This window comes from Roseivirga thermotolerans (assembly GCF_014653175.1).
Taxonomy (GTDB): domain Bacteria; phylum Bacteroidota; class Bacteroidia; order Cytophagales; family Cyclobacteriaceae; genus Roseivirga; species Roseivirga thermotolerans.
Genome location: NZ_BNAG01000003.1, coordinates 684,535 through 709,982, shown reverse-complemented (window position 1 = coordinate 709,982; position 25,448 = coordinate 684,535). Strand labels below are relative to the sequence as shown.

Below are 25,448 nucleotides of genomic sequence, written 5' to 3'. Positions count from 1 at the left end.
GGAGCTAACATCAGAAATGTACATCATCAAAGTAAAAGGCAAGGCCAAAATTCCTGACTACATTCAGTTGAGAGACGAAAACTTTGTATTGATAGCCTACTTTAGAGCCGATCGTCCGCTGAAAAATCTGGACAAGTATGGACTAGAAGGCAAAGAGGTGGCGTTAAGAAAATTGATTACTGAATTGCCTTTTGGCAAACTTCAAAAACTAGAAATCTAAATGACATTTTCGGGAGAGCCAATAGTGCGCATAGTAGATGCGAGCATTTTTCAGGAAGACACTACTGTTTTAAACAACATAAACCTTAAAATAGACAAAGGTGAATTCGTTTATCTGGTTGGCCGCACAGGAAGCGGAAAAAGCTCTCTCCTCAAAACTTTGTATTGCGACCTCCCCTTACACATGGGCAGCATTCGGATTGCCGGATTCGACATTGAGAACATCAAACGAAACCAAATTCCATTACTAAGAAGAAAGCTGGGTATCATCTTTCAAGACTTTCAACTCCTGCCCGACCGTAACGTGGCCGAAAACATATATTTTGTAATGCGTGCCACCGGCTGGACAGACAAGGCAAAAATGAAAAGCCGCCTGGCCGAAGTATTAATGCGTGTAGGCCTTGGCTCTGTATCGAGCAAAATGCCTCACCAGCTCTCCGGAGGCGAACAACAACGAGTGGTTATTGCACGCGCACTTGTAAACGAACCATCACTGCTTATTGCCGATGAGCCTACGGGTAACCTTGACCCGGAAGTATCTGAAGGGATTTTTAAGACGTTTTTGGAAATTAACAAAAGCGGAACCGCCATTTTAATGGCAACCCACGACTTTAAGCTCATAGAAAACTACCCGAAACGCACGCTGAAGTGTGAAAAAGGCTTTGTAATTGACTCTGCCAATCCGGTAGAAAAAGCCTAGCTCAAAGGGAGTTTACCTCCATCTCTTTCTTCATTTCTTCAGGCAGTTGCTCCTGTTCAATAATTTCTAACTGACTATCTATTACATGGAGCTTTTGCCTTAATAAATGAACCAGCCGCTCCAACACCTGTTCAGAGGGCTGACTCTCCAGAAACAGTTCTCTCAGGTCAGAATAAATCTCATCCAGCTCCTTCATCTCAACCTGTAAATCGAAACTAGACTCTCCTTTCACTTCAGAAAGTCGCTCTCTCTTGTTGTTAATCAATGAAGTGTAGAAGGTTTCTAACTCCTCAAAATGCTGCACACTGGCCAGTTGCTCTTCCAGAGGTTCGGATTGATTGTATTTGTCGGCCAAAAGAAAGGCTACCACTCCCAACAGGAGAATAACAGCGGCTTTCCACAGCCAAAGGCTCTGAGTTTTATTATCTCTTCTTTGGTCAAAGCCAAGTTCGGCTTCAATCTTCTGCCAGTTTTCAGGCCTTGGTTCGTGAGAATCGAACGACTCGCGGTTATTGCGAATCAACGCTTCCAATTTGTCATTATCCTGCATATTTCAATTCCTCCTTAACTATCTCTTTTAATTTTTTCTTCGACCTGTTGAATTGCGATTTGGAGGTTGACTCTGTAATTCCCAAAATTTGGGCAATTTCTTTGTGGTCGTAGCCCTCAATAAGGTATAAAGTGAGCACTAATCGATACCCCTCCGGCAACCGGTTGATCCCTTCTTTTACGAGTTGAAAATCATAGGTCACATCGGCTTCATCTTCTTTGGTTTCTAACAATGCTTCGGCATCTTCCTTACCCTCCACAGACTCTAAATCGAACCTCCTCTTCTTTACCAGGTTAATCGCATTATTAATTACTATTCTTTTAAGCCAACTACCAAAAGAGGCAGTCCCTCTATAGTTTGCCAGGTTCTTAAAAGCACTTACGAAGGACTCTTGCAACACATCTTCTGCATCCATTTCATTACCAGTTATGCGCAAACTGGTATTGTACATTGCTCTGGAGTACAGCTTGTATAGTTCATAATGAGCCAATCGGTCGCCCTGCAAACAGCGATCGATAATTCCCTGATGAATATTGTGATAACCGGTACTCAATTCTTTAAGATCGGGCTAAAGACACCAAAGTCTGCCCGGGGTTGCATAAGAAAGATAAGGATATTCGGAGCCGACTCAAAAAATTAGGTGCCCGACAAAAAAAGAAGGCTTCTCAAACCACCTCATTGCCATGAATGCCGGTTGTTTGAAAAGCCTGGTTTTAATAAAGTGCTGTTGGTTTTTATCCTTTGTTCAGTTCGGCCAGACTATTTTTGGCGGCCTCAAACTCAGGTGTAATCTCCAATGCTTTGGTAAAGTGGGTTCTGGCAGCTTCTACATTGCCTTGATCTTTGGCAATTAATCCTCTCAAATTTTGAAGAGCTGCAGCAAAGGCAACTTCCTGTACAGAGCCATCTTGTTTAGAGAGACTAATTTTATCACCATCTTTAATTTTGCTCTGCAAAATATTGAGGTTTGCCTTGGCCTCTTCATACCTATCAATCATGTACTGTAAATAAGTTATCTGATACAGAATAGTTGTATTTTCTGTATTCAGCCACATGGCCTCGTATTGTTCAATGGCTTTGTCGTACAGGCGGAGACTTTCGTAGCTCAATGCTGCAATTTCAAGGGCCACCATATTATTTGGGTGCAGTTTCACCATGTCCATAGAAACCATTGCACTTGAAACATACTGCCCATTATTGAAATATAGCTCTGCCAACGACCGAAGCACGGACGTATCTCTGGGGCTAAGAATAGCCATTTCCATTAGAGCCTGACGGGTAAGTACCCCATCGTTGTAGCGCTGCGCTCTATTATATAGCGCAACAGCCTTAGCGTATTCATTAGAAATGTAGGTGCTGTCTTGTGCAAAACTGATTTGGCTGCTCAACGTGAGTACCAGGGCCATCAGCAAAAGTCTGAACTTCATCATTTTATGGTTATTAATTCTTATCGTTTACAACAACTAAGCCTTTTTCCTCACCTAGTTTAAGTAGGAACCTGTAGGCTTCGTCAAATTCATTCTGGATTTCACCTTCCAACACTGCTTCTTTCAACGCCTCTTTGAGTTCACCAACTACGCGGCCCGGTTGAAGGCCAAAAGTACGCATAATGATTTCTCCGGTGATAACGGGTTGAAAGTTACGAATTTTATCCTTCTCCTCCACCTCGCGCATTTTTTGTTCAACCTTATCGAAATTGCTCAAAAAACGCTTCACCTTCAGGTTATTTTTAGAAGTAATATCGGCCCTGCAGAGAGTCATGAGGTCTTCAATATCGTCTCCGGCCTCATAGAGCAATCGCCTTACGGCCGAATCGGTAATTTCCTCTTTCACCAGTGGAATAGGCCTAAGATGTAGCCTCACAAGTTTTTGCACGTAGCGCATGGGCTCCCCCATGGGTAGCTTCATCCTCCTAAAAATGCCCGGCACCATTCTGGCTCCTTTATCTTCGTGGCCATGGAAGGTCCACCCCACCTTTTTGTTGAACCGCTTCGTAGCCGGCTTGGCAATGTCGTGCAATATGGCCGCCCAACGCAACCACAAGTTATCGGTGTTTTGACTTATATTGTCTAGCACCTGCAGGGTATGATAAAAATTGTCTTTGTGCGATTTATCTTCAATGGTTTGTACACCTTGTAGTGCAACCATTTCCGGAAATATCTCTTTTAGCAAACCACTATGAAACAGTAGCTTAAACCCATAAGAAGGCTCTTCGGAAAGAATAATCTTATTGAGCTCAACAATAATTCTTTCTTTAGACACAATACCAATCCGTTCGTTCATCTGTAAAATACCTTCGAAAGTATCGGCATCAATATCGAATTTCAGCTGAGAGGCAAACCTTATGGCACGCATCATTCTTAGCGGATCGTCTGAAAAGGTTGTTTCAGGAGCCAACGGGGTTTTAATAAGCTTTTCCTTTAAGTCGTTTTGCCCGTCAAACGGATCGACCAGCTCACCATATCTAGATTCATTAAGACAAATGGCCATGGCATTGATGGTGAAATCTCTGCGGTTCTGATCGTCTTGCAAGGTACCGTTTTCAACTACTGGTTTACGTGAGCTTCTCTGGTAAGATTCTTTTCTGGCACCCACAAACTCCAATTCCCAGTCAGACTGTTTAATACTGGCCGTACCAAAGTTCTTGAAAACATTAAAAGGAAGCTTCCCTCCAAGAGCTCTATGCACCTCTTCTGCCAGTTGCACACCACTGCCCACACACACAAAGTCTATGTCTTTACTTTCTCTTTTTAACAGAAGGTCTCTTACATAACCTCCTACTACATAGGTTTCCAACCCTAGTTTATCTGCCACCTTGCCAACGGTTTTAAAGATTGGCTCTTGTAGTTTCGAAGAAAGATTCATGAGGTTTAAGCTAAAAGGCTGCAAAGTTAGGGCTTTATTCAGGGCTATTCAAAAAATGGTCCGGGCAGTTCACACAAAGAATAAATTTGTCGGGGCGGTTTCAAATGAAAAGTCTTACCTTTGTGTCCCATAAGTTAATTTCTGTTTATCCAAACTTATGGCATCAGCTAAATACATATTCGTTACCGGTGGGGTAACATCTTCCCTTGGAAAAGGTATTATTGCGGCATCTCTTGGCAACCTATTGCAAGCCAGAGGTTACCGCGTCACCATCCAAAAATTCGACCCATATATTAATGTAGATCCGGGCACACTTAACCCCTATGAACATGGAGAGTGCTTTGTGACAGACGATGGGGCCGAAACGGATCTTGACTTGGGGCACTACGAGCGTTTCTTAAATATTAGAACCTCACAAGACAATAATGTTACAACCGGACGCATCTACTACGATGTTATAACCAAGGAACGAAGGGGCGACTATCTGGGTAAAACTGTGCAGGTAATACCGCACATTACCGATGAAATTAAACGCAACTTTTTTAAACTGGGCGAAACGGGCAACTACGATATCGTGATTACGGAAATTGGAGGTTGCGTGGGCGATATTGAATCACTCCCGTTTATTGAAGCTGTACGCCAGGCTCGGTGGGACGTTGGCGAGTCGAACTGCCTGGTCATCCACCTAACGCTTATTCCTTATTTGAGCGCGGCAAAAGAACTTAAAACTAAACCCACTCAGCACTCTGTAAAACAATTGCTTGAGGCAGGAATTCAACCGGATATACTGGTTTGCCGATCAGAAAAACCCCTTCCAAACGACATTCGCAAAAAACTGGCTCTTTTCTGCAACGTTCAGCTCAACTCGGTTATCGAAGCACTCGATGCGGACACTATTTATGATGTGCCTTTGCTCATGAGAAAAGAAAAACTGGATGAGCGAGTGCTTACCAAGTTTAGACTTCCTCACAAAGAGCAACCGGAAGTTGAGGAATGGCGCAGATTCCTTAGTAAGCTTAAAAACCCTACCAATGAGGTAAACATTGGTTTGGTAGGAAAATATGTAGAGCTCCCCGATGCCTATAAGTCTATAGCAGAAGCGTTCATTCATGCTGGCGCCCACTTAGAGTGTAAAGTGAACATTCACTGGATTTCTTCGGAGGGTATTTCTTCCAAATCCGTACATAGAACTTTACGCGACATGGATGGGGTATTGGTAGCTCCGGGTTTTGGAGAACGTGGTATTGAAGGAAAAATTGAAGCCATTCGCTATGTAAGAGAAAATGATATACCGTTCTTTGGCATTTGCCTGGGCATGCAGTGCGCGGTGGTAGAGTTTGCCCGCAATGTATTGGGGCTTGAGGGAGCCGCTTCTTCCGAAATGGACAAAGAGACACCTCATCCGGTAATAGATCTTATGGAAGATCAAAAAAATATTCAGGATTATGGTGGCACCATGCGTTTAGGGGCTTATCCTTGTAAACTCAAAAAAGGAAGCAAGTCTTATGCGGCCTATCAAAGTACAACCATTGAAGAAAGGCACAGACACAGATATGAGTTTAACAACACATACCTGCAAGCTTTTGAAGATGGCGGAATGAAAGCAACGGGTATAAACCCTGACTCTGGGCTTGTTGAAATTATGGAAATTGCCGGCCACCCCTATTTTGTGGGTACTCAATTCCACCCAGAATTAAAAAGTACTGTCATGAATCCGCATCCACTTTTTGTGAGTTTTATTGATGCGATAGTTAAATCGAAGAAAAATTAATTAGTATACATATGGACAGAAATCAGGCCGTTGGCCTTGTCTTAATTGCGGTCTTATTGATTGGTTACTCCCTGGTGTTTAAGCCACCGGTGCAAGAGCAACCGCTTGTAACAACCGATTCTACAACGGTAAACACTCCGGCAGATATTGCGGTAGAAAAACCCCAGACTGAAGCACCTGATGCCGCAGAGCAAGACTCTGTGCTTAGCTCTCAGTATGGTGTGTTTGCCTCTGCCATGAACGGAGAAAACAATAAGTTTCAGGTTGAAACAGAAAAGGCCAGATACAATTTTAGCACCAAAGGTGGAATCATTGAATCAGTAGAACTGAAAGAGTACCTCAACCATAAAAAAGAGCCGCTCATTCTTTTCGATAGTGAGAGTTCTAGCCTCGATCTGCAAATAGGAACAACCCATGGTATTATTGACCTGACCGATCTGTACTTTGTTCCGGACAGCCAACCCGAACTAGTTCAGGCGGGCGATTCTACCCGAATTGTATTTACAGCCACCTTGGCCGATGGCTCTACTGTACAACAAACCTATACGCTGTTTGGAGATCGTTATGACCTCCATTATAACCTCAAACTGAACGGGCTTCAGAACAAGGTACTTTCCAACGAAGTAACCTGGGTTTGGGAAGACAAAATGAAGCGTTTCGAAACCAATTTGGACGATGCACGAAACAAAACCACCGTACGCTACTATACCCTTACGGAAGATTCAGACAATCTGAAAGAGATGTCTAACGAAGCTCAGCAAGAAAACATTGGTGAGGGAATAAAGTGGGCTAGTTTTTCGCAGAAGTTCTTTAATGCAGGTATTATATCTCAAAATGGATTTACCAGTGGCACCTTGTTTAACGCTCCTGTAAATGACACTTCTTATGTGGAGCTCGGGCGTATGGAACTCAAAATGCCCGTAGACAATCTTTACAATGGAGCTGACTTTACCTATTACTATGGCCCGAACAGTTACAAAGTACTCAAAAGAGTAACAGAAGCTTATGATGACAATGTATACATGGGCTATAAGCTGGTTAGCTGGGTAAATAAATATATCATTGTTCAGCTTTTCAGCTTTCTGGAACAACACATCTCCAACTATGGTGTCATCATTATCATCATAGTACTCATTATTAAACTGGCTCTTTTCCCGCTTTCCAGAAAGTCGTACCTCTCGATGGCGAAAATGAAAGTGCTAAAACCTGAGTTGGATGCGCTAAAGGAAAAAACCGGTGGCGACATGCAAAAGATGCAGCAGGAGCAGATGAAGCTTTATCGAGAAATGGGCGTGAACCCAATTAGTGGTTGTGTACCACTGCTTTTGCAAATGCCTTTCTTGTTCGCTATGTTCTTCTTCTTCCCGAATTCCATAGAACTTAGGCAAGAATCATTTCTGTGGGCCACAGACCTTTCTACCTACGATGTGCTCTTTAACCTTGGTTTTACCATACCTTTCTATGGGTCGCATGTTAGTGGGTTCACCTTGCTCATGACCCTTTCTACTCTGGCCATTACCTGGTCCAACAATCAGGTAAGTACTGTGCAGGGGCCTATGAAAAACATTGGTTATATAATGCCGGTAGTATTCATGTTTGTGTTAAACAGCTATTCGGCAGGTCTTAGCTTCTACTACTTTATTTCCAACCTGGTTACTTTCGGTCAGCAAACCATGATTAGAAGGTTTATCGATGAAGATAAAATCAGAGAGCAACTGGAGGAAAATAAGAAGAAGAATGCGACAAAAGGCAAATCTAAGTTTCAGCAAAGACTGGAGAATGCCATGAAGGCAAGCCAGGAAGCTAAGAAACAACAACAGAAAGGCCGAAAGAAGAAATAAAAGTATAAGACGAAGCGTCTCAAAAACGTAAAACTCGTTATTCTCCTTTAGCCATTTAAATGGCTTATTTTAGAACGTAATGCTCTACTCGTAAACTAGCAGTATTCGCTCTAATCTAAGTTCTTATACAGACAAATAGCTAAAGAATAACGATGGAATGATTTTGAGACGCTCGTTTATTGTACCCATTGCCCTTGCCAAAACACTACGATTGACCATTTCGAAACCCTCTAAACCCCAGCCTAACAGCAGCATTTAATTTCTCTCTTACTTTAAAGTACCTGAAAAACGTTGCCTTGTACTCCCCAAGGTTTCTTGGCCTCATATTTCAAAAGCTTCTTTCATACCCCTCATTTTAAAGGCCTTATAAAAGGTCAACTCCTTTCACACATAATAAGTCCAAGGCTATCAACACCTTAAAAAGTTATCAACGATCTACCCCTTGATTGTGTGCATAAACTCTGGATTAATCTTTCGCCTATTCTTATATCTTTGTACCCTCTACTTAACAGGAGAAAATTCAGGCCGAAACATGAAATTCACTTACTACGGACATTCGTCTTTTCTAATTGAGACCATGGGTAAGCAATTACTGTTCGACCCATTTATAACACCTAATGAGTTGGCCAAGGGAGTAGATATTAACTCCATAAAGCCCGATTACATTATACTAAGCCATGGTCATGGAGACCATGTAGCGGACGTGGAAGCTATTTACAAGCAAAGCAATGCTACCATTATTTCTACCTTCGAAGTAGTGACCTGGTTTGGCAATAAAGGGCTGGAACGTAACCATCCTATGAACCATGGCGGAGCCAAAACGTTTGACTTTGGCACCCTAAAACTGGTAAATGCTGTGCATTCCAGTTCTATGCCAGACGGCAGCTATGGAGGGCACCCGGCCGGAGTAGTTATCCACAACAGTGAAGGCTGCTTCTACTATGCCGGAGACACCGCATTGACCAAAGACATGGAACTCATTGGAGAAGAGTTTAGCCTTGATTTTTCTATAATGCCGGTTGGCGACAATTTTACCATGGGGGTAAAAGATGCAATGAAAGCCTGCGAAATGGTGAAATGCAATAAGCTTATTGGTGTTCATTTCGACACCTTCCCCTATGTGGCCATTGACCATGAACAAGCTATGCAAATAGCCGAGGCCAATGGTGTAACCCTAACACTACCAACAATTGGAGAAACCCTTTCACTCTAAATATACATGGGCAAAATTATAGCCATAGCAAACCAAAAAGGCGGGGTCGGAAAAACCACTTCTGCCATGAACCTGGCCGCAAGTCTTGCCGTGCTGGAATATAAAACACTGGTGATTGATGCCGATCCACAGGCCAACACAACATCTGGCTTGGGGCACAACCCCAGAGAAATTGAAAAGAGCATTTACGAATGCATGGTGGGCAAAGCCGACATCCGTGATTGCATTATAGAAAGCGAAGTTTCCTTTCTACACCTTGTTCCTTCACACATCAATCTGGTGGGAGCAGAAGTAGAAATGGTTAACATTAGCAATCGCGAAGAAAAAATGCGCGAAGTGCTAAGCGAAGTACGCGATGAGTACGACTTTATACTCATAGACTGTGCCCCTTCTCTGGGGCTCATTACCGTCAACGCACTTACAGCTTCAAATTCCGTAATAATCCCCGTTCAGTGCGAGTATTTTGCCTTAGAAGGACTCGGTAAATTGCTCAACACAATTACTATTATACAGAAACGTTTAAATTCAAGCCTCGAAATTGAAGGCATTCTGCTCACCATGTATGACGTACGCCTGCGCCTGAGCAATCAGGTGGTCGAAGAAGTACAAACGCATTTCAAGAACATGGTTTTTGAAACCATTATTCCAAGAAATGTGAAGTTGAGCGAATCGCCTAGTTTCGGTATTCCGGCCATTGTGCACGATGCCGAAAGTAAAGGCTCACTGGCCTACTTAAGTTTGGCTAAAGAAATTGCAGAAAAGAATAAAGTTTAATTTTTGAGCATGGCAGCTAAATCTCCAAAACGTAAGAATGCATTAGGAAGAGGCCTGGGGGCACTTTTGGAGGATTCTACGAACAACACCGTTTCATCAGACATTGCCTCTTCTGCAGGTGGTAGTCTCAATGAAATTCCGTTAGACCAAATACAGGTAAACCCATATCAGCCTCGTACCCACTTTGACAGAACCGCTCTGGAAGAGCTGGCAGAAAGTATAAAGGTACAGGGGATTATACAGCCAATTACTGTTCGCAAGCTAAGCGATAAGGAATATCAGCTGATCTCAGGAGAACGCAGGTTTCAGGCTTCTAAAATAGCCGGACTGGAAAATATTCCTGCCTACATTCGTACGGCCGATGACCAACAAATGTTGGAAATGGCCCTTATTGAGAACATTCAGCGAGAAAATCTAAACGCTATTGAAATAGCCCTGAGCTACCAGCGACTGCTCGATGAATGCAACCTCAAACAAGAAGAGCTGGGAGACCGGGTAGGCAAAAACAGAACAACTGTTAACAACTATTTGCGATTACTCAGGCTGCCTCCCGACATTCAAGCCGGTATCAGAGACCAGAAAATATCGATGGGTCATGCCAGAGCTATCATTAATGTTGAAGACGTGGCCAAGCAGCTCTATATTTACAACAAGACCGTAGATGAAGGACTTTCTGTTAGAAAAGTAGAGCAGCTGGTACGTGATTTGATGTCCAAAAGCGTTGACGACCCCAAACCGGAAAAGAAAGGCAGTAACCATCATAAAAACTATGAGGTGCAGCAAATTCAAACCAAGCTGTCTTCACACTTCGGCACACGGGTAAGTCTCAAAGCAGACGGTCAGTTTAGAGGAGAAATAAAAATTCCATTTGTTTCTACCGAAGACCTGAACCGCATTTTGGAAATCATTAGTTTATAATGCACCTAAAATCTGTTTACGCTATCGCTTTGCTTATCGTGGCGCTGAGTGCTCAAGCTCAGCAACGAAGTGGAGCTATTAAGAATGGCGTAACGTATGGCGATACGGTAAAAATCAAGAAAACAGAAGGCAAGTACTACAATCCAAAAGTGGCAGCCAGAAGATCGGCCATGATTCCCGGCTGGGGGCAAATTTATAATGACAGCTGGTGGAAGGTGCCCATACTATACGGAGGTTTCGGCACCGCCATATACTTCATCTATTTTAATGATGACCGATATCATTTTTTTAAAACAGAACTAGCCATTGAGCGGGCTAAAGACCCGCAAGATCAGAATGCCAATCGCATACGAGTTTTTAGCCGAAATGCTGATGCATGGCGCAGAAACCGTGATTTGGTGGTACTCACTATGGTTGGCATATACGGGCTTCAGATTATAGATGCCACCGTAGATGCTCACCTAAAAGGATTCAATGTAGACGATAACCTTTCGCTCAATTTGAAACCCAAGTTTGGAGTGATCAATGACGGAACTCCTTTTATTGGAATGAAGCTTACTTTACCCATAGGCAAATGAATATTTTACTTTTAGGTTATGGCAAAATGGGCCAACTCATAGATGAACTGGCCACCGCCCAAGGCCACCATGTGGTTGAACGAATTCATGTAGACAACCGTGAATTACTCGAAACACTGGATCCCAAAACCGTTGATGTAGCCATTGAGTTTAGCCAGCCTGAAGCAGCCGTTGAGAACATTAAATGGTGTCTTCAAAGACAAATTCCGGTAGCCGTGGGCACTACCGGCTGGCTTGATCAAAAACCGGAGATTGATGCCTATTGCTCGCAACACAAGGGCACTTACCTATTTGCCTCTAACTACAGCATTGGAGTAAATATATTTTTCAGACTCAATGAATACCTGGCCCAGTTAATGGCCTCGCAGGCTTATGAAGTAAGTACCAAAGAAATTCATCATACCTCTAAAAAAGATGCTCCGAGCGGCACCTCCATTACACTGGCAGAAGGCATACTGAAACACCTTACCCAAAAGAAGAAATGGGTGAATCATTCCACTAACCAGCCCGATGAACTGGCCATAGTTTCTGAGCGTATAGACCCCGCTCCGGGAACACACGAAATTACCTACACCTCTCCGGTTGATACCATTGAAATAAAACATACGGCTCATTCCCGAGAGGGCTTTGCCAGAGGAGCCATTGCCGTGGCCGAATGGCTCAAAGATCAGAAAGGTATAAAAACCATGAATGAGTTTTTGGAGAGTAAGTTCTAAATCTCCTATCTACCACTCAATCTGGCCTAAACCCTTTTCCTCTAAATACCGGTTCGCCTTGCTAAAGTGGCCGCAGCCAAAGAAGCCTCTATGAGCAGAAAGTGGGCTGGGGTGAGGAGATTTGAGTACCAGATTTTCATTAGCACTGACTATTGCAGCCTTCTTTTGGGCGTAGCTACCCCAGAGCATATATACCAAGCCTTTTTTCTGAGATGCCAATGCCTTTACAACAGCATCGGTAAAAGTTTCCCACCCCTTATTTTGATGAGAGCCTGCCTGGTGCGCTCGCACTGTTAAGGTTGCATTGAGTAGTAATACTCCCTGCCTGGCCCAACGCTCCAGTGAACCATTCGGAGGAATTTCTTTACCCAAGTCGTTTCTAATTTCTTTGAAAATATTGACCAAAGAGGGCGGAAAGGTCACCCCTTCATGTACAGAAAAACACAAGCCATTGGCCTGCCCCGGACCATGGTAAGGATCTTGCCCAAGAATAACCACCTTTACATCGTTGAAAGGGCAGGCATCAAAAGCTCTAAAAATGTCTTTTCCTTTGGGGTAAATCGTATGAGTTGCGTATTCAGATTTCACAAAATCGGTTAGCTCACGGAAGTAGTCTTTTTCAAACTCAGGGCTCAGCACCCTACCCCAACTCTCTTCAATTTTTACTGTCATTGAATTTTCAATTACTGAATTAGCAATTTTGAAAGTAATCTCTAACTTTAAAACTCAATATTAAGTTGTTTGATTTACTAATCCAGAGGTTTAGCAAGGAACTTAAGTACCTGAAGTTTCCTTGTAATTAGGCTTCTTCGGCTGCCAGCCACTGAAAATCAGAACAACAAGAGAGAATTAAATGATTGTTACAGCAACCACAAAAGGCATTAAGGTTTGTGTTGAAACCAGTTATCAACCCGAGTATTCCAGCCCGGCCCAGTTGCACTTTGTGTTTACTTACCGCATTACCATAGAGAACAATGCAGATTATACCATTAAGTTGCATAGACGCCATTGGTTTATCCATGATGCTAACAATACGGTAAGAGAAGTTGAGGGCGAAGGAGTAGTAGGGCAACAACCCATTCTGGAGCCCGGACAAAAACACGAGTATGTTTCCGGCTGTAACCTAAGATCCGGCTACGGAAAAATGTACGGTACTTATCTAATGGAACGAATTGTGGACGGCAAGGAATTTGAAGTTAGGATTCCGGAGTTCAACATGATTGTGCCCTTCTTACTCAACTAGTCTTGTTTCAGGTTTTAGCATTTATAAACTACTGGCTACAACAAGCCGATGAGCACTCGCTGCATTCTCCTTTCGTATACAAGCTATACCGCGAATTAATCAAGCCCTGCCGGTCGTTCCGCATAAACTCTGTTGAACAGCTAAGACAACAATTGCTCAATAACCATCAATACATACAGCTCACCGATTTTGGAGCAGGCTCCAGAGTTAGTTCCTCCAAACAGCGCACAGTTTCTTCCTTGGCCAAACATGCCAGCACCCCACCAAAATTCTCAGCACTCTTACATACCCTTATCGGGCAATTTAATATGACACAGGTGCTGGAGTTGGGCACCTCATTGGGGCTAAACAGCCTTTACATGAGTACTACACCGGAGGTTCATCTCACCACTTTCGAAGGCGACCCCATCCTTTGCCACATGGCCAGGAGCCATTTCGACCAATTCAACCGGCCGAACATTGAGCTTATTGAAGGCCCAATTGATGAGACCCTTCCACTCGTTCTTCATAGATTGCCCAAAATAGACATGGCCTATCTGGATGCTAACCATAGATATGCCCCCACCCTCCACTACTATGAATCCGTATTGGCCGCATGCCATCACAAAAGCATTATTGTAATTGACGATATTCACTGGTCTAAAGAAATGAGCCATGCCTGGGATACCATTCGAAAGAAAGACGAAATTTTTGTCTCTATCGACCTTTTCGAAGCAGGTCTTTTATTTTTAGATCCCGGCCTCACCCGCGGGCACTACATACTCCACTTCTAGCTGCCGGTCATTTTTTCAACAGTTTGATAAACAGCTCATTGCCAGCTCTTGGCTCAATACTATTAACCGCCAACTCCATAGTTTCGAGTATAAAACTCTCCGAAAAAAGCTTCACATACTCCTCTTTAGAACCTCCAAAAGGAGGCCTGTCCGAATTCATGGCTGTGCGAAATAAAAGCCCTACCAGTTTACCTCCGTTTTTCAGCAACCGACCACATTGCGTTACATAGGCAGGCCTTAAGTCGGGGCTAAGAGCGCAGAAGAAAGTCTGCTCAACGATCACATCGTAATCTCCTTTCAGCGCAAAAAAATCGGCATGAATGAGCTGATCTTTCGGAAAATCCCCTACCCGTTCGGCAAAACTCCGCAATGGCTTTTCGGAAATATCTACTACGAATACGTTTTTAAAACCCATTTGCCAGAGATACTCTGCTTCATAGGCATTCCCCGCCCCCGGTATAAGTATCTGCAAGCTTTTATCCTGTAACTGATCGAAATAAGCCTTTAGAGGTGTAGAAACATGACCAATATCCCATCCGGTTGCACCAGTCTCATACCTTTTATCCCAATAGTCGGCCCCAAGCTCCATACGTGCTGCTTTGAATTATTAAAAAAAGTTTAGGTAATTCGCCCATATTTTGGCCGAAAGGTCGTTAAAAAGTTGATTTAAAGAGACAAAAAATGAGTGAGGCACCTTCAGAAAAAGGTAAAAAAGACAAAATCCGGATTATTCTAATCGTTGCTATTGCCGTGGTTGTATTAGGGTCTGGCTATAAGATTTATACCGACCAACAGGCGAAAAAGGCCTTGCAAGCAGAATACGATGCTACCCGAACGCTCCTCACCTCTAAACTGGACAGCATATCTACTGAGCTGAGCGATAAGATTTCTGAGATTGCCAAATTGGGAGGAGATATCGACTCGCTGGTGGCTGTAAAAGACTCCATTACAGCAGAAAGAGATCAGCTTCAACGTACGCGTGTAGCCAACAAAGCACTCATACAACGATTAGACCGAAAGGTAACCGGCTACGAAGAACTCCTTTTAGCCAAAGATGAAGAAATAGCTCATCTTCAAGCCATTAACTCTCAGTTGCTGGTAGAAAATAATGAGTTAAAAGAAGAGCAAAACGAGCTTACCAAAACCATCAACGAAGCGCAGCAAAAGCAACAGCAACTTCAACAACGCATTGGCCTGGCCGCCAAATTGAAAGCCGAAAACATTCAGGTTTATAACGTAAACGACCGTGGGCGCGAACGCGAAGGAGACTTCCGGCAGCGACAGGCTCAAAAGGTAAAAGTTACTTTTAATCTGGCCGAGAATGAAGTGGCTCCGGCTGGAGCTCACCGTATTTTGATTCAGGTAATAGACCCTGCCGGCAATGTAATATTCGATGTAGCCAGAGGTTCCGGGTCGTTTACCGTAGACGGACGAGAGATTTACTTCACTGCCGCTCAAGAAATAATTTTCGACAACTCGCAGCAGGCCTTAAGTTTTGTTTATGACAAGGGCACTGACTTTGAGAAAGGCGACCATAAAGTAGTAATCTGGGCCGATAACTACGAAATAGGCCGTACTACATTCAATGTGAGATAAGCGAGCCGGTTCATCCGGCCACCTTTTGGCCCCTCTTTTTTGGGAAAAAACAGCATGCAAACGTTGGCATAAGCCAAACGGAAGGAAACCGGTATATTACTCGTTAATAACCGCTTTTGGCCATGCTTAGCTTTCAGAAAAAACTCACCAAACCATTCTTCATAGTACTCAGTTTACCTGCCACGGCAATGGGCTTTGCCCTCTCCGTTCAAATTGCTGCTCTCAGCTGGATACTGAATACCAAATTCGGCTTCAATCTTGAAGAGATTGGCTACGTGTGGATTGCCGGTCCGGCTGCCGGCATTTTAGGACAGGTAATTGTTGGACTAATAAGCGATAAGGTCTGGTTTTGGGGAGGTCGCAGAAGACCCTTTATCCTTGTAGGTGGCACTATAGCAGCACTAATGCTTCTGGCCTTACCGAATATCGATATCATAGGCAAAGCCCTGGGCATAGAAGAAATGATTGGGGTTGCCATTGCCGTAGCTCTTTCGCTCGATCTGGCCATCAACATTAGTTTTAACCCAACGCGTTCGGTTATTGCCGATGTTACACCTCGTGGAGATGTGCGTACCAAAGGCTATACCTGGATGCAAACCATATCCGGTTTTTTTGGAGTTGTAGCCTATCTCATAGGAGCATTTGTGAGCAACTATATACTCATATATCTGGGAGCCGGCTTGGTTTTCCTATTCTCTATTATACCCACATTTTTTATCGAAGAGCCTCAAAAGCTCATTCCGGAAGATGAGGTAATAGAAACGAACAATACCGGAAAAAAGACTAATTCACTCGCCTTTCTTAAAATTTGTATAGCCCATGCCTTTACCTGGGTTGGTGTGCAAACCATGTTTATTTACACCTTTTCTTACATAAAAGAGAATATAATGGGCTTTGCTACCCTCGATCAACTAACCGATGCTCAGAACAATGAAATTGGCTTTATTACCGGGGTATCTTTTGCCGTACTGAATACTGTTGGTTTTTTATTGCCATCACTGGTATTAGAACCATTAAGCAAACGTATTGGGCGTGTAAAAACACATATGCTATGTATAGCCATTATGGCTATGGGCTACTTCCTTATTGTTATGTTTGGTCATACACAAGCCGCACTCTTTGGGTTTATGGTTGTATTGGGCATTGGCTGGGCAGCGGTAGTTAGTTTGCCCTTTGCCATAATGTCCGAAACCGTAGATCAAAACAAAATGGGGCTCTATATGGGGCTTTTTAATCTTTCGGTAGTGTTACCTCAGCTGGTGGCTTCCTACTTAGGTGGCTTTATAGATCAGTCCGAAAATAAAAACGTAATCTTCATTATTAGTGCCATTTGCCTGGGCATTTCGGCCGCGCTGTGGCTTTTAGTAAAAGACCAAACCACTGAAGCCTCATTGCAAAATGAGGTAGAAACCGCCCATTAAATTTATTCATCCATGTATTCAAAGACTTTCCTCCTCATCGGCATTTTTCTAATTATGTTCTCTTGCGAAAAACAACCTCATTATGAACACTTAACCGACTATCCGGTATACGAAGGTAGCGACCTTGGATTCACTTATACCGAATCGGCTACTCACTTTAGGCTGTGGTCGCCTGCGGCAAAAGAGGTGCGTCTAAAGATATATAGTTCGGGTAATGGCGATAATCTTGAAGCCACTTATGCCATGAAACGGGCTGAAAAAGGAACATGGACCTTTAGTGTTTCGGGAAACCTCAAAGGGAAATACTATACCTATCAGGTGAATCAGGAAGGCCAATGGATGCAAGAAAAGCCCGACCTATATGCCGTTGCGGTAGGGGTAAACGGAAGGCGCAGCATGATTGTTGATCTGGACGAAACTGATCCGGAAGGCTGGAACTTAGACAAAAGACCTGCTCTCAATAATTACACCGATATTATTATCTATGAGTTGCACATCCGCGATATGACCATACACCCCTCTTCGGGATCCGGTCGGCCGGGTAAATATGCCGGGCTCGTAGAGACCGGAACCCGTAGCCCTCAGGGGCTGACCACCGGTTTAGACCATATAAAAGAACTGGGGGTTACACATGTACATCTGCTACCCACCTTCGATCACCGATCCATAGACGAAACACGGCTAAACGAACCTCAATACAACTGGGGTTACGATCCGCTCAATTACAACGTGCCCGAAGGTAGCTTTTCTTCCGATCCTTATGACGGAGCTGTTCGTATCAAAGAATTTAAAGAAATGGTGCAGGCCTTCCACCAAAATGGCATTCGGGTTATTCTGGACGTTGTTTATAACCACACCGGTGAAACAGAAGATTCTAACTTCAACCAACTTGTTCCGCGCTATTACTACAGACAAAATGAGGAAGGAGGCTTCTCCGATGCCTCTGCCTGCGGCAATGAAACAGCCTCAGAACGGGCCATGATGCGAAAATACATTGTTGAATCCGTTCAGTATTGGGTCAAAGAATATCACCTCGATGGCTTCCGTTTCGATCTTATGGGCATTCATGATATTGAAACCATGAATGCTGTAAGTGAAGCCGTAAGGGCCATAGACCCCAGCTTGTTTGTTTATGGCGAAGGGTGGACGGCCGGAGCATCACCATTGCCTCAGGATCAACAGGCAATTAAAGCAAACACATACAAGCTAAATCATGTGGCCGCATTTAGCGATGACTTGCGCGATGGCCTAAAAGGAAGCGTCTTTGAACATGAAGAAGGTGGCTTTGTAAGTCAGCGGACCGGACTAAAGGAGAGCATTAAATTTGGTATAGTAGCATCTACCCAACATCCCCAGATAGATTATTCTCAAGTGAATTACTCTAAGGCACCATGGGCCGCAGAACCCGGTCAAACCATTAGTTATGTTTCTTGCCATGACAACCATACCCTTTGGGACAAGCTAGAAATTTCTAACCCTACAGCCAGCGAAGAAGAGCGTATTAAAATGCACAAACTGGCCGAAACTATTGTGCTCACCTCTCAGGGTGTACCGTTTCTCCATGCCGGCATGGAATTTCTCCGAACTAAACAAGGAGTAGAAAACTCATACAACTCTCCTGACTCCATCAACCAGCTCGACTGGAGGCGAAAAGAAAAGTATAAAGAGGTTTTTAAATACTACAAGCAACTCATAGCCTTGAGAAAAAATCATCCGGCTTTTCGCATGACCTCTACCGCGCAAATTCAAGCACACCTTGAGTTTTTGCCTTACGAGGGAGAGAACTTTCTGGCCTATCAGTTAAAAAATAATGCTAATGGAGATAACTGGCATACGATATTGGTGTTACTCAACGGAAGTGGACTTAACAAAACCATTGAGCTGCCAGACGGTGAATGGACACTCGTGGCCGATGGCAACCAAGTGAATGAACAAGGCCTTAAAAGCAGCAGTCGGGTAATGACCATCCCGGCCAGCACAGCCTTTATTCTTAAGAAGGATTGAATTTCTATTCGTGTTGGAAATTGACCTATAAAGAAGCTGCCATTTTTACATAGCAAGCTCCGTTTCAAAAACTTTGACCGCAAAGCCTCTTATGAGTGTTCGGTTACTAAGTGTTTCAACAAAAAGTTCTCCCCTTCTTTTTGAGGCTTGCAAACATTTGAACTGCGTTTGTCCCTTTTTCACAGCCCAGTAAGGCGATAATATGGTATGGATAAATCCGGTAACCGGGTCTTCGTTTATACCCAGATTGGGAGCAAAGTATCGTGAAGCAAAATCGTAAGTACCTGTTTCATCCCATGCTGAAACCATTACTCCATTTACCGCCAGTCTAGCCACATTATCCATTGAAGGGTTTAACCCCACCAAGATTTGAACAGAATCAACAATCACGATCAATTCGTTGGGCACCTCAAGTACATCAATCACCGAAGGACCAAATGTAGACTGAATGATATGCTGTTGGTCTCCGCTGTAGCTCGAAGGCATTGTTAAAGGAAAGTTCATTTCCAGAGCACCATCGCTCATCTGTTTAACTACCAATTCACCACTCAGCGTGTCGAACACAATGGGAGCATCGGCCGTATGAAAACCTTCTGAAAACAGTACGAAGGCCGAGGCCAGAGTAGCATGTCCACAAAGTGGTACCTCGCGAGCCGGAGTAAACCATCGCAAGTCATACCTACCTTCTTTTTTCACCACAAATGCCGTCTCCGACAAATTCATTTCTGAGGCAATAGCCTGCATTTCATCCTCCCTTAAGGGTTCGGTTAAAACACATACACCGGCAGGATTTCCACTAAAAACAGTCTGGGTGAAAGAATCAATTTGGTACAGCTTCATGGTTTTTCTTTTTGCTTTTGAAAATTACATTTAATACCACCCCGGCCATTACGGCCGTCATGCCAAGGTAAGTCAATACATTGAAGGTTTCATCGAACAGAAAAAACCCAAAACCGAGGGCATAGATAATACCAATAAAATTAATATTCGAAACTTTAGACAGCTCTTCTGACTGATAGGCGACTGTTAAGAAATACTGGGCAATTTGAGTCAATACCCCTACCCCAAGCAAAAGAAGCCACTCGATACCCTCCGGTTGAACCCAATGCAAAGCAGAGTATACCCCCACTATAGGCAAAGTAACCAGTGGAAAATAAAAGATGATTACCAACGGATGTTCAGATGTTTTGAGCTTTCGAATCATATTGTAAGCCACACCTGAGAAAAATGCAGCGCCAACCCCAAGCAAGGCCATAAATGGAGACACCCTTGGGTCAAACCCTTTAATCATAACTATTCCGGCAAACGACAAGGCAAAGAATAACCACTGAATGGGGCTCACCTTCTCACCGACCACCCATATACCAATAAGCGTGGTAAAAATTGGCCCCAGAAACATAAGAGTTACCGCGCTCGCCAGTGGTATTTCCTGCAAAGTAGTAAAGAACATCATCAGAGCTAAGGCTCCGGCCAAACCACGGATGAGCAAAACTTTTCTGTTATTCCCCAACAAAGGCACTTTCTTGATTCGCAAGGTTACCCCCGACATAAAAAACGAAACAATTGACCTGAAAAGAATGATTTCTATTGCGGGGATATTAGGTAGATATTTTACCAACACATTCATGACAGCAAAAACGAATGTGGCCAACATCATGTAAATTACCCCTTTTGAAAACATGCACAAAGATGCACTTATTCAATTTTGAACGATAAAATATGGCATTAAAAGTTGGTCAAAAAGCACCTTCCTTCCAATTGAAGAATAGCGAGAACGTTTTGGTTAGCCTACCGGAAAACCTACCCTGCATTGTATACTTCTATCCGAAAGATTTTACCCCCGGATGTACCGAAGAAGCCTGTAGCTTCAGAGATCAACATCACATTTTCAAAGGCCTCAACATTCATGTATTTGGCATAAGTAAAGATTCGCCAGCTACTCATAAAAGATTCAGGGCAAAGCACGACCTACCCTTTGAGCTTCTCTCCGACCCTTCAGGAAATGTTTGTAAAGTCTATGGTGCGCTCATGCCTATTGTGAATATACCCAAACGAATAACCTACCTGATTGACTCAAAACAACAAGTTGCAGCCATCTATTCCGACCTGTTCGGGGCTCGAAAACATATAGAGCATATGATTGCACAATTAAAAACCGAATAAAACTCGATTTTCTACGTTCGAATGATAAATTTGTGTCCTAACCTGTCATTTCGGAAGAATATGAGATTTTTCGTTCCGCTGCTGTTGGTCATTTGCCTTCACACTAGCATTCACGCTCAACAATATGTAACCACAGGCGATTTTGACCGACTGTCAAAAGCCTCTGTTGGCTTTGGTTTAAATACCTATTTCGGAGAATTACGAAGGGCACAAGACCCAAAGCTTCAGACGGGCCTGAGCGCTACGATAGGTTACGAACATTTGTTTACCGACCAAATTGCCATAAGAACTAACCTGAGCATATATAAAATTCAAGCTGACGATTCTCTATCTCCACTTCCGGCCAACAAAACGAGAAACCTTAGTTTCAAAGCTACCAACGTAGAATTTACCGTCCAGGCCTTGTACTACGCCTTCAGGCACCCTGCCTCCGGGTATAAAGACAGGGCCTTTGCCAACCCTTACTTGCATTTGGGCATAGGCATTACCAGCAACAACCCCAAAACAGAACTTGCGGGAACCACCTATGATCTTCGCCCCCTTTCGCTGGAAGGCGTTCAGTATGGAGGTTTGGCCTTGGCTATTCCGCTTGGTTTTGGATTCAACTTTTTTATGTCGAGAAATGTAGATCTACAAATAGAAGCCCAATATACACTTACCATGACGGGCTATTTAGACGATGTGAGTACGGTATACCGAGACCCTTCTTCTTTCTCAGAAACCAATGGTGTAGATGCCAATACCCTCGGATTACTGTCTGACCCAAGGGCCGCGCTTAACCCTCCGGTGGCTCCCGTTGCGGCAGGCACTCCCCGAGGTGATGGCAGCAACGACTCATACCTTAGGATTGGGTTTCGTTTGGGATTCTATTTACCTAAATCGCTATACGGTAAATCATCAATCCGTTGTAAGGTAATTAAGATGACGCGATAAGTCCGTCTTTAATCTCGATCTGCCGATCAGATAACTCAGCCAAAGCTTGGTTGTGTGTAACAATCACAAACGTTTTTTTGAACCTGTCGCGAAGGTCGAAAAACAGTTTATGCAATGATTCCGCATTTTTAGAATCAAGGTTTCCACTTGGCTCATCGGCAAAAATCACTTTGGGGTCGTTGATGAGCGAACGAGCCACAGATACTCGCTGCTGTTCACCCCCCGAAAGTTCGGAAGGTCGGTGCGTAGCCCTATCGGCCAAGCCCAGTATTTCTAACAAGTTCAACGCTCGCTGCCTCACTTCTTTTTCAGAAAGACCGGAAATAAAACCGGGAAGACATACATTCTCCAAAGCCGAAAATTCAGGCAGCAGATTATGAAACTGAAATACAAACCCAATCTCACTGTTTCTAAACCTGGCCAGTTTGGCGGCAGAAAGAGCAAGTACATTTTGCCCTACTATATTCAAGGTGCCCTGATCGGGCCTATCTAAGGTGCCCAAAATATGCAATAAGGTACTTTTGCCCGCTCCCGAGGCACCAACAATGGAAACCACTTCTCGATCGGCAATCTCCAGATCGATCTTCTTGAGAACCTGAAGGTTGTTATAGGCCTTGGAAATATTCTGTGCCTTAAGGATAATTTCTGCCATACATCCCAAACATAATGAATCGAATCTAAACAGAGCAGCAACAAACTTCTAATAAACGAAATTCACTTGTTATTATAGGCCCAAAGATTTAGCTTCGCACCAAATTTAAAAGCATCATGAATATTCACGAGTACCAAGCAAAAGAATTACTTAAAGGATACGGGGTAAAAATTCAGGAAGGCATAGTTGCAAACACGCCAGAAGAAGCCACTCAGGCTGCTAAAAAGCTCAACGAACAAACCGGAACCTCTTGGTACGTGGTGAAAGCTCAGATTCATGCGGGAGGCCGTGGGAAAGGTAAGATACAAGAAACTGGCTCTAATGGTGTGGTACTGGCCAAAAGCCTCGATGAGGTTGGCCCTAAGGCTGAAGCCATTTTGGGAGGAACTTTGGTAACTCACCAGACCGGAGCAGAGGGTAAAAAAGTAAACAAAGTATTGATCGCTCAGGACGTTTACTATCCTGGCGATTCTGAGCCCAAAGAATACTACTTGTCTATATTGTTAGACAGGGCCAAAGGCTGCAATGTAATTATGGCTTCTACTGAAGGTGGAATGGACATTGAGGCTGTAGCCGAAGAAACTCCAGAGAAAATTATTAAAGAGTGGATAGATCCAAGAGTGGGCTTGCAAGGCTTTCAATCGAGAAAAGTAGCCTTTCAACTAGGCCTGGAAGGACAAGCCTTTAAAGAAATGGTGAAATTCATTCACGCCCTTTACAAAGCCTATGAAGATTCTGACGCCTCTCAGTTTGAAATTAACCCGGTACTAAAAACATCTGACAACCAGATTTTGGCGGTTGATGCCAAAGTTAACCTGGACGATAACGGGCTTTTCAGACATAAAGATCTTGCCGAACTGAGAGACATAACGGAGGAAGATCCGGCAGAAGTAGAAGCAGGCAAGTACGGACTGAGCTATGTGAAGTTAGATGGTAACGTAGGCTGTATGGTGAACGGAGCAGGACTTGCCATGGCAACTATGGACATTATTAAGCTTTCCGGTGGTGAACCGGCTAACTTTCTGGATGTTGGGGGAACCGCAAACGCAGAAACTGTGGAAGCAGGCTTTAGAATAATTATGCAAGATCCTAACGTAAAAGCCATTCTGATCAATATATTTGGAGGAATTGTTCGTTGTGATCGTGTAGCCAACGGAGTGGTTGAGGCCTACAAGAAAATCGGCAACATCAACATTCCAATCATTGTAAGACTACAAGGAACTAATGCAGAAGAAGCTGCACAAATCATCAATGAAAGTGGTTTGGCGGTAGAATCGGCTATATTACTGAAAGATGCTGCTGCCAAAGTGCAACAGGCATTGGCTTAATAGAAGCACTCTTTTAAGCGCAGGCACCCGTAGCTCAACTGGATAGAGCGCTGGATTTCGGCTCCAGAGGTTGAGGGTTCGACTCCTTCCGGGTGTACAAATCTCCAGTCATTTGGCTGGAGATTTTTCGTTTACAGTAAATAATCATAAATTTGTAGAGCCTCAGCTAAGATAGTTTGTAACCCAATAAGAAGTTAATTAGCTTTACTATAAGCTTTAAGATGAAAAAGGTCACTTTCACTTTACTTATTATCTTAGCGTTTACTGAACTTGCAAACGCCCAATCCTTCTATTCCAGACGTAGAGATCGCACATGGATGTTCTCCTATGGCGTAGGCTTTTCTACCTATCATGGCGACATGCACGATGTTTTTTATGATGGTCTTCAGTCTGCCCTGGGCCCAAGTTTAGGTGTTGGCCTGAGAAAGAAGTTCGGTTCGCAGCTCTCACTGCGTGTAGACGTAAACTGGTATCAGATAGGCGGAAGTGATGCTGAAGGCAAGTCTGGGTTCATTTCAAAGCGAATCAGTAATCGTACCGATGTTGGAGATGAGGACGACCGCTACATCAGAAACCTGAATTTCAGATCGCAAAACTTAGAAGTTTCTGCCCTTGCCATTTTCAACCTAATTCCTGTTGACGGAAGTTATACCAGAAGACCAATTATTAACCCTTACCTGATGTTTGGTATTGGGCGTTCTACTAACCGTCCTAAGACATTTCTTCCCGGAGAAGAAGGCAATTACACCGTAAGGCTTTGGGAAATTCAAACAGAAGAAGCTGCACCAGTTAGTTCTTATCCTAAAAATGTAACCGTAATTCCATTTGGTATTGGAGTTAGGTTAAAAGCCAACCAGTACATCGATATTCTTATTGAAGGTGCCAGAAGGTTTACCTTTACTGATTACCTTGACGATGTGGCAACCTTTTATCCGAGCCGAGATGAAATCATAGAATGGAATGGTGGTCCGGGCTCACCAATGGCAGATATTGCTGTTCAGGTATATGACAGATCGGTTGAAGGTGGTTATACCGCCCGGCAGAAAGGGGCTATAAGAGGTAGAGAAAACAACGATGCTTATTATATCTTCTCATTAAGATTGGAGATGTACTTACCTGATAACTTCCTTGGAGAACTCTTCTCCCCCTCCAGAAAGAAACCTAAGTTTAGATAACCTTTTCGCGCTGCC

The 25,448-nt window shown here is 43.6% G+C and carries 27 protein-coding genes and 1 tRNA gene; 19 read left to right on the top strand and 9 right to left on the bottom strand.

Going from position 1 to position 25,448, the window contains the following annotated elements:
- The first annotated feature begins 16 nt into the window (after positions 1 to 16).
- Complete coding sequence (locus IE164_RS13145) at positions 17 to 220, top strand: fructose-6-phosphate aldolase (protein WP_189630825.1); 204 nt, start codon at positions 17 to 19, stop codon at positions 218 to 220.
- A complete protein-coding gene (locus tag IE164_RS13140) occupies positions 221 to 919 on the top strand; it encodes a cell division ATP-binding protein FtsE (RefSeq protein ID WP_189630686.1) in 699 nt (232 codons plus the stop codon).
- Between the two features lies 1 nt (position 920).
- On the opposite strand, the gene IE164_RS13135 is transcribed toward IE164_RS13140, so the two are convergent.
- From IE164_RS13135 to IE164_RS13120, 4 genes are all read right to left on the bottom strand, one after another.
- Entirely contained in the window at positions 921 to 1,469 is a 549-nt protein-coding gene (locus IE164_RS13135) for a hypothetical protein (protein ID WP_189630685.1), read from the bottom strand.
- Positions 1,459 to 2,022, bottom strand: a complete 564-nt coding sequence (locus IE164_RS13130; RefSeq protein ID WP_189630684.1) for an RNA polymerase sigma factor — start codon at positions 2,020 to 2,022, stop codon at positions 1,459 to 1,461. Before IE164_RS13130 ends, IE164_RS13135 begins: the two co-directional genes overlap by 11 nt.
- A gap of 181 nt (positions 2,023 to 2,203) precedes the next feature.
- Positions 2,204 to 2,899, bottom strand: a complete 696-nt coding sequence (locus IE164_RS13125; protein WP_189630683.1) for a tetratricopeptide repeat protein — start codon at positions 2,897 to 2,899, stop codon at positions 2,204 to 2,206.
- A gap of 10 nt (positions 2,900 to 2,909) precedes the next feature.
- A complete protein-coding gene (locus tag IE164_RS13120; RefSeq protein WP_189630682.1) occupies positions 2,910 to 4,334 on the bottom strand; it encodes a CCA tRNA nucleotidyltransferase in 1,425 nt (474 codons plus the stop codon).
- 157 nt (positions 4,335 to 4,491) lie between these two features.
- On the opposite strand from IE164_RS13120, the gene pyrG reads away from it, so the two are divergent.
- The 7 genes from pyrG (at position 4,492) to dapB (ending at position 12,145) form a co-directional block, all read left to right on the top strand.
- Positions 4,492 to 6,105, top strand: coding sequence for a CTP synthase (gene pyrG, locus IE164_RS13115; RefSeq protein ID WP_189630681.1), 1,614 nt, complete (start codon positions 4,492 to 4,494; stop codon positions 6,103 to 6,105).
- Positions 6,106 to 6,116: 11 nt separating this feature from the next.
- Positions 6,117 to 7,946, top strand: coding sequence for a membrane protein insertase YidC (gene yidC, locus IE164_RS13110; protein WP_189630680.1), 1,830 nt, complete (start codon positions 6,117 to 6,119; stop codon positions 7,944 to 7,946).
- A 532-nt stretch (positions 7,947 to 8,478) separates the two neighbouring features.
- Positions 8,479 to 9,159, top strand: coding sequence for a metal-dependent hydrolase (locus IE164_RS13105; protein WP_189630679.1), 681 nt, complete (start codon positions 8,479 to 8,481; stop codon positions 9,157 to 9,159).
- A gap of 6 nt (positions 9,160 to 9,165) precedes the next feature.
- The gene (locus IE164_RS13100; RefSeq protein WP_189630678.1) at positions 9,166 to 9,933 is read left to right on the top strand and encodes a ParA family protein; all 768 of its coding nucleotides are present in this window, start codon (positions 9,166 to 9,168) and stop codon (positions 9,931 to 9,933) included.
- Between the two features lie 9 nt (positions 9,934 to 9,942).
- Positions 9,943 to 10,851 carry a ParB/RepB/Spo0J family partition protein gene (locus IE164_RS13095; protein ID WP_189630677.1) on the top strand — a complete coding sequence of 303 codons (909 nt, stop codon included), beginning with the start codon at positions 9,943 to 9,945 and terminating at the stop codon, positions 10,849 to 10,851.
- A complete protein-coding gene (locus IE164_RS13090) occupies positions 10,851 to 11,429 on the top strand; it encodes a DUF5683 domain-containing protein (RefSeq protein WP_189630676.1) in 579 nt (192 codons plus the stop codon). The genes IE164_RS13095 and IE164_RS13090 overlap by 1 nt, the downstream gene beginning before the upstream one ends.
- Positions 11,426 to 12,145 (top strand): 4-hydroxy-tetrahydrodipicolinate reductase, encoded by a 720-nt coding sequence (gene dapB, locus IE164_RS13085; RefSeq protein WP_189630675.1) that lies wholly within the window; start codon positions 11,426 to 11,428, stop codon positions 12,143 to 12,145. The genes IE164_RS13090 and dapB overlap by 4 nt, the downstream gene beginning before the upstream one ends.
- Before the next feature lie 9 nt (positions 12,146 to 12,154).
- On the opposite strand, the gene ung is transcribed toward dapB, so the two are convergent.
- Positions 12,155 to 12,817, bottom strand: coding sequence for a uracil-DNA glycosylase (gene ung / locus IE164_RS13080; protein WP_189630674.1), 663 nt, complete (start codon positions 12,815 to 12,817; stop codon positions 12,155 to 12,157).
- Positions 12,818 to 12,998: 181 nt separating this feature from the next.
- Here ung and apaG point away from each other — a divergent pair, with 181 nt between their 5' ends.
- Both apaG and IE164_RS13070 read left to right on the top strand, forming a co-directional pair.
- Positions 12,999 to 13,388: a Co2+/Mg2+ efflux facilitator ApaG/CorD gene (gene apaG, locus IE164_RS13075; RefSeq protein ID WP_370299093.1), complete on the top strand. Its 390-nt coding sequence runs from the start codon at positions 12,999 to 13,001 to the stop codon at positions 13,386 to 13,388.
- Positions 13,389 to 13,390: 2 nt separating this feature from the next.
- Positions 13,391 to 14,161, top strand: a complete 771-nt coding sequence (locus tag IE164_RS13070) for an O-methyltransferase (RefSeq protein WP_189630673.1) — start codon at positions 13,391 to 13,393, stop codon at positions 14,159 to 14,161.
- Positions 14,162 to 14,168: 7 nt separating this feature from the next.
- Here the strand turns inward: IE164_RS13070 and IE164_RS13065 are convergent, their stop codons facing one another.
- Entirely contained in the window at positions 14,169 to 14,750 is a 582-nt protein-coding gene (locus tag IE164_RS13065) for a methyltransferase domain-containing protein (RefSeq protein WP_189630672.1), read from the bottom strand.
- A 92-nt stretch (positions 14,751 to 14,842) separates the two neighbouring features.
- Between IE164_RS13065 and IE164_RS13060 the strand changes: the two genes are divergently transcribed.
- The 3 genes from IE164_RS13060 (at position 14,843) to pulA (ending at position 19,182) form a co-directional block, all read left to right on the top strand.
- Entirely contained in the window at positions 14,843 to 15,757 is a 915-nt protein-coding gene (locus IE164_RS13060) for a DUF8428 domain-containing protein (RefSeq protein WP_189630671.1), read from the top strand.
- 122 nt (positions 15,758 to 15,879) lie between these two features.
- Positions 15,880 to 17,178, top strand: a complete 1,299-nt coding sequence (locus IE164_RS13055) for an MFS transporter (protein ID WP_189630670.1) — start codon at positions 15,880 to 15,882, stop codon at positions 17,176 to 17,178.
- A 12-nt stretch (positions 17,179 to 17,190) separates the two neighbouring features.
- A complete protein-coding gene (gene pulA, locus IE164_RS13050) occupies positions 17,191 to 19,182 on the top strand; it encodes a type I pullulanase (RefSeq protein ID WP_189630669.1) in 1,992 nt (663 codons plus the stop codon).
- 45 nt (positions 19,183 to 19,227) lie between these two features.
- Here the strand turns inward: pulA and IE164_RS13045 are convergent, their stop codons facing one another.
- Together IE164_RS13045 and IE164_RS13040 are read right to left on the bottom strand one after the other, a co-directional pair.
- On the bottom strand, positions 19,228 to 20,022 hold the full coding sequence (locus IE164_RS13045; protein WP_189630668.1) for a PhzF family phenazine biosynthesis protein: 795 nt from the start codon (positions 20,020 to 20,022) through the stop codon (positions 19,228 to 19,230).
- Positions 20,003 to 20,863 carry a DMT family transporter gene (locus IE164_RS13040; RefSeq protein ID WP_229838676.1) on the bottom strand — a complete coding sequence of 287 codons (861 nt, stop codon included), beginning with the start codon at positions 20,861 to 20,863 and terminating at the stop codon, positions 20,003 to 20,005. Before IE164_RS13040 ends, IE164_RS13045 begins: the two co-directional genes overlap by 20 nt.
- A 38-nt stretch (positions 20,864 to 20,901) precedes the next feature.
- On the opposite strand from IE164_RS13040, the gene IE164_RS13035 reads away from it, so the two are divergent.
- Both IE164_RS13035 and IE164_RS13030 read left to right on the top strand, forming a co-directional pair.
- Positions 20,902 to 21,345 carry a peroxiredoxin gene (locus IE164_RS13035; RefSeq protein WP_189630667.1) on the top strand — a complete coding sequence of 148 codons (444 nt, stop codon included), beginning with the start codon at positions 20,902 to 20,904 and terminating at the stop codon, positions 21,343 to 21,345.
- Between the two features lie 60 nt (positions 21,346 to 21,405).
- Entirely contained in the window at positions 21,406 to 22,278 is an 873-nt protein-coding gene (locus IE164_RS13030; RefSeq protein WP_189630666.1) for a hypothetical protein, read from the top strand.
- On the opposite strand, the gene IE164_RS13025 is transcribed toward IE164_RS13030, so the two are convergent.
- Positions 22,262 to 22,930 carry an ABC transporter ATP-binding protein gene (locus IE164_RS13025; RefSeq protein WP_189630665.1) on the bottom strand — a complete coding sequence of 223 codons (669 nt, stop codon included), beginning with the start codon at positions 22,928 to 22,930 and terminating at the stop codon, positions 22,262 to 22,264. The genes IE164_RS13030 and IE164_RS13025 overlap by 17 nt on opposite strands.
- A gap of 116 nt (positions 22,931 to 23,046) precedes the next feature.
- Between IE164_RS13025 and sucC the strand changes: the two genes are divergently transcribed.
- The 3 genes from sucC (at position 23,047) to IE164_RS13010 (ending at position 25,433) form a co-directional block, all read left to right on the top strand.
- On the top strand, positions 23,047 to 24,258 hold the full coding sequence (gene sucC, locus IE164_RS13020; protein WP_189630664.1) for an ADP-forming succinate--CoA ligase subunit beta: 1,212 nt from the start codon (positions 23,047 to 23,049) through the stop codon (positions 24,256 to 24,258).
- 23 nt (positions 24,259 to 24,281) lie between these two features.
- Positions 24,282 to 24,355 (top strand) — tRNA-Arg (locus IE164_RS13015).
- Between the two features lie 124 nt (positions 24,356 to 24,479).
- The gene (locus IE164_RS13010) at positions 24,480 to 25,433 is read left to right on the top strand and encodes a hypothetical protein (RefSeq protein WP_189630663.1); all 954 of its coding nucleotides are present in this window, start codon (positions 24,480 to 24,482) and stop codon (positions 25,431 to 25,433) included.
- The last annotated feature ends 15 nt before the right edge of the window (positions 25,434 to 25,448 follow it).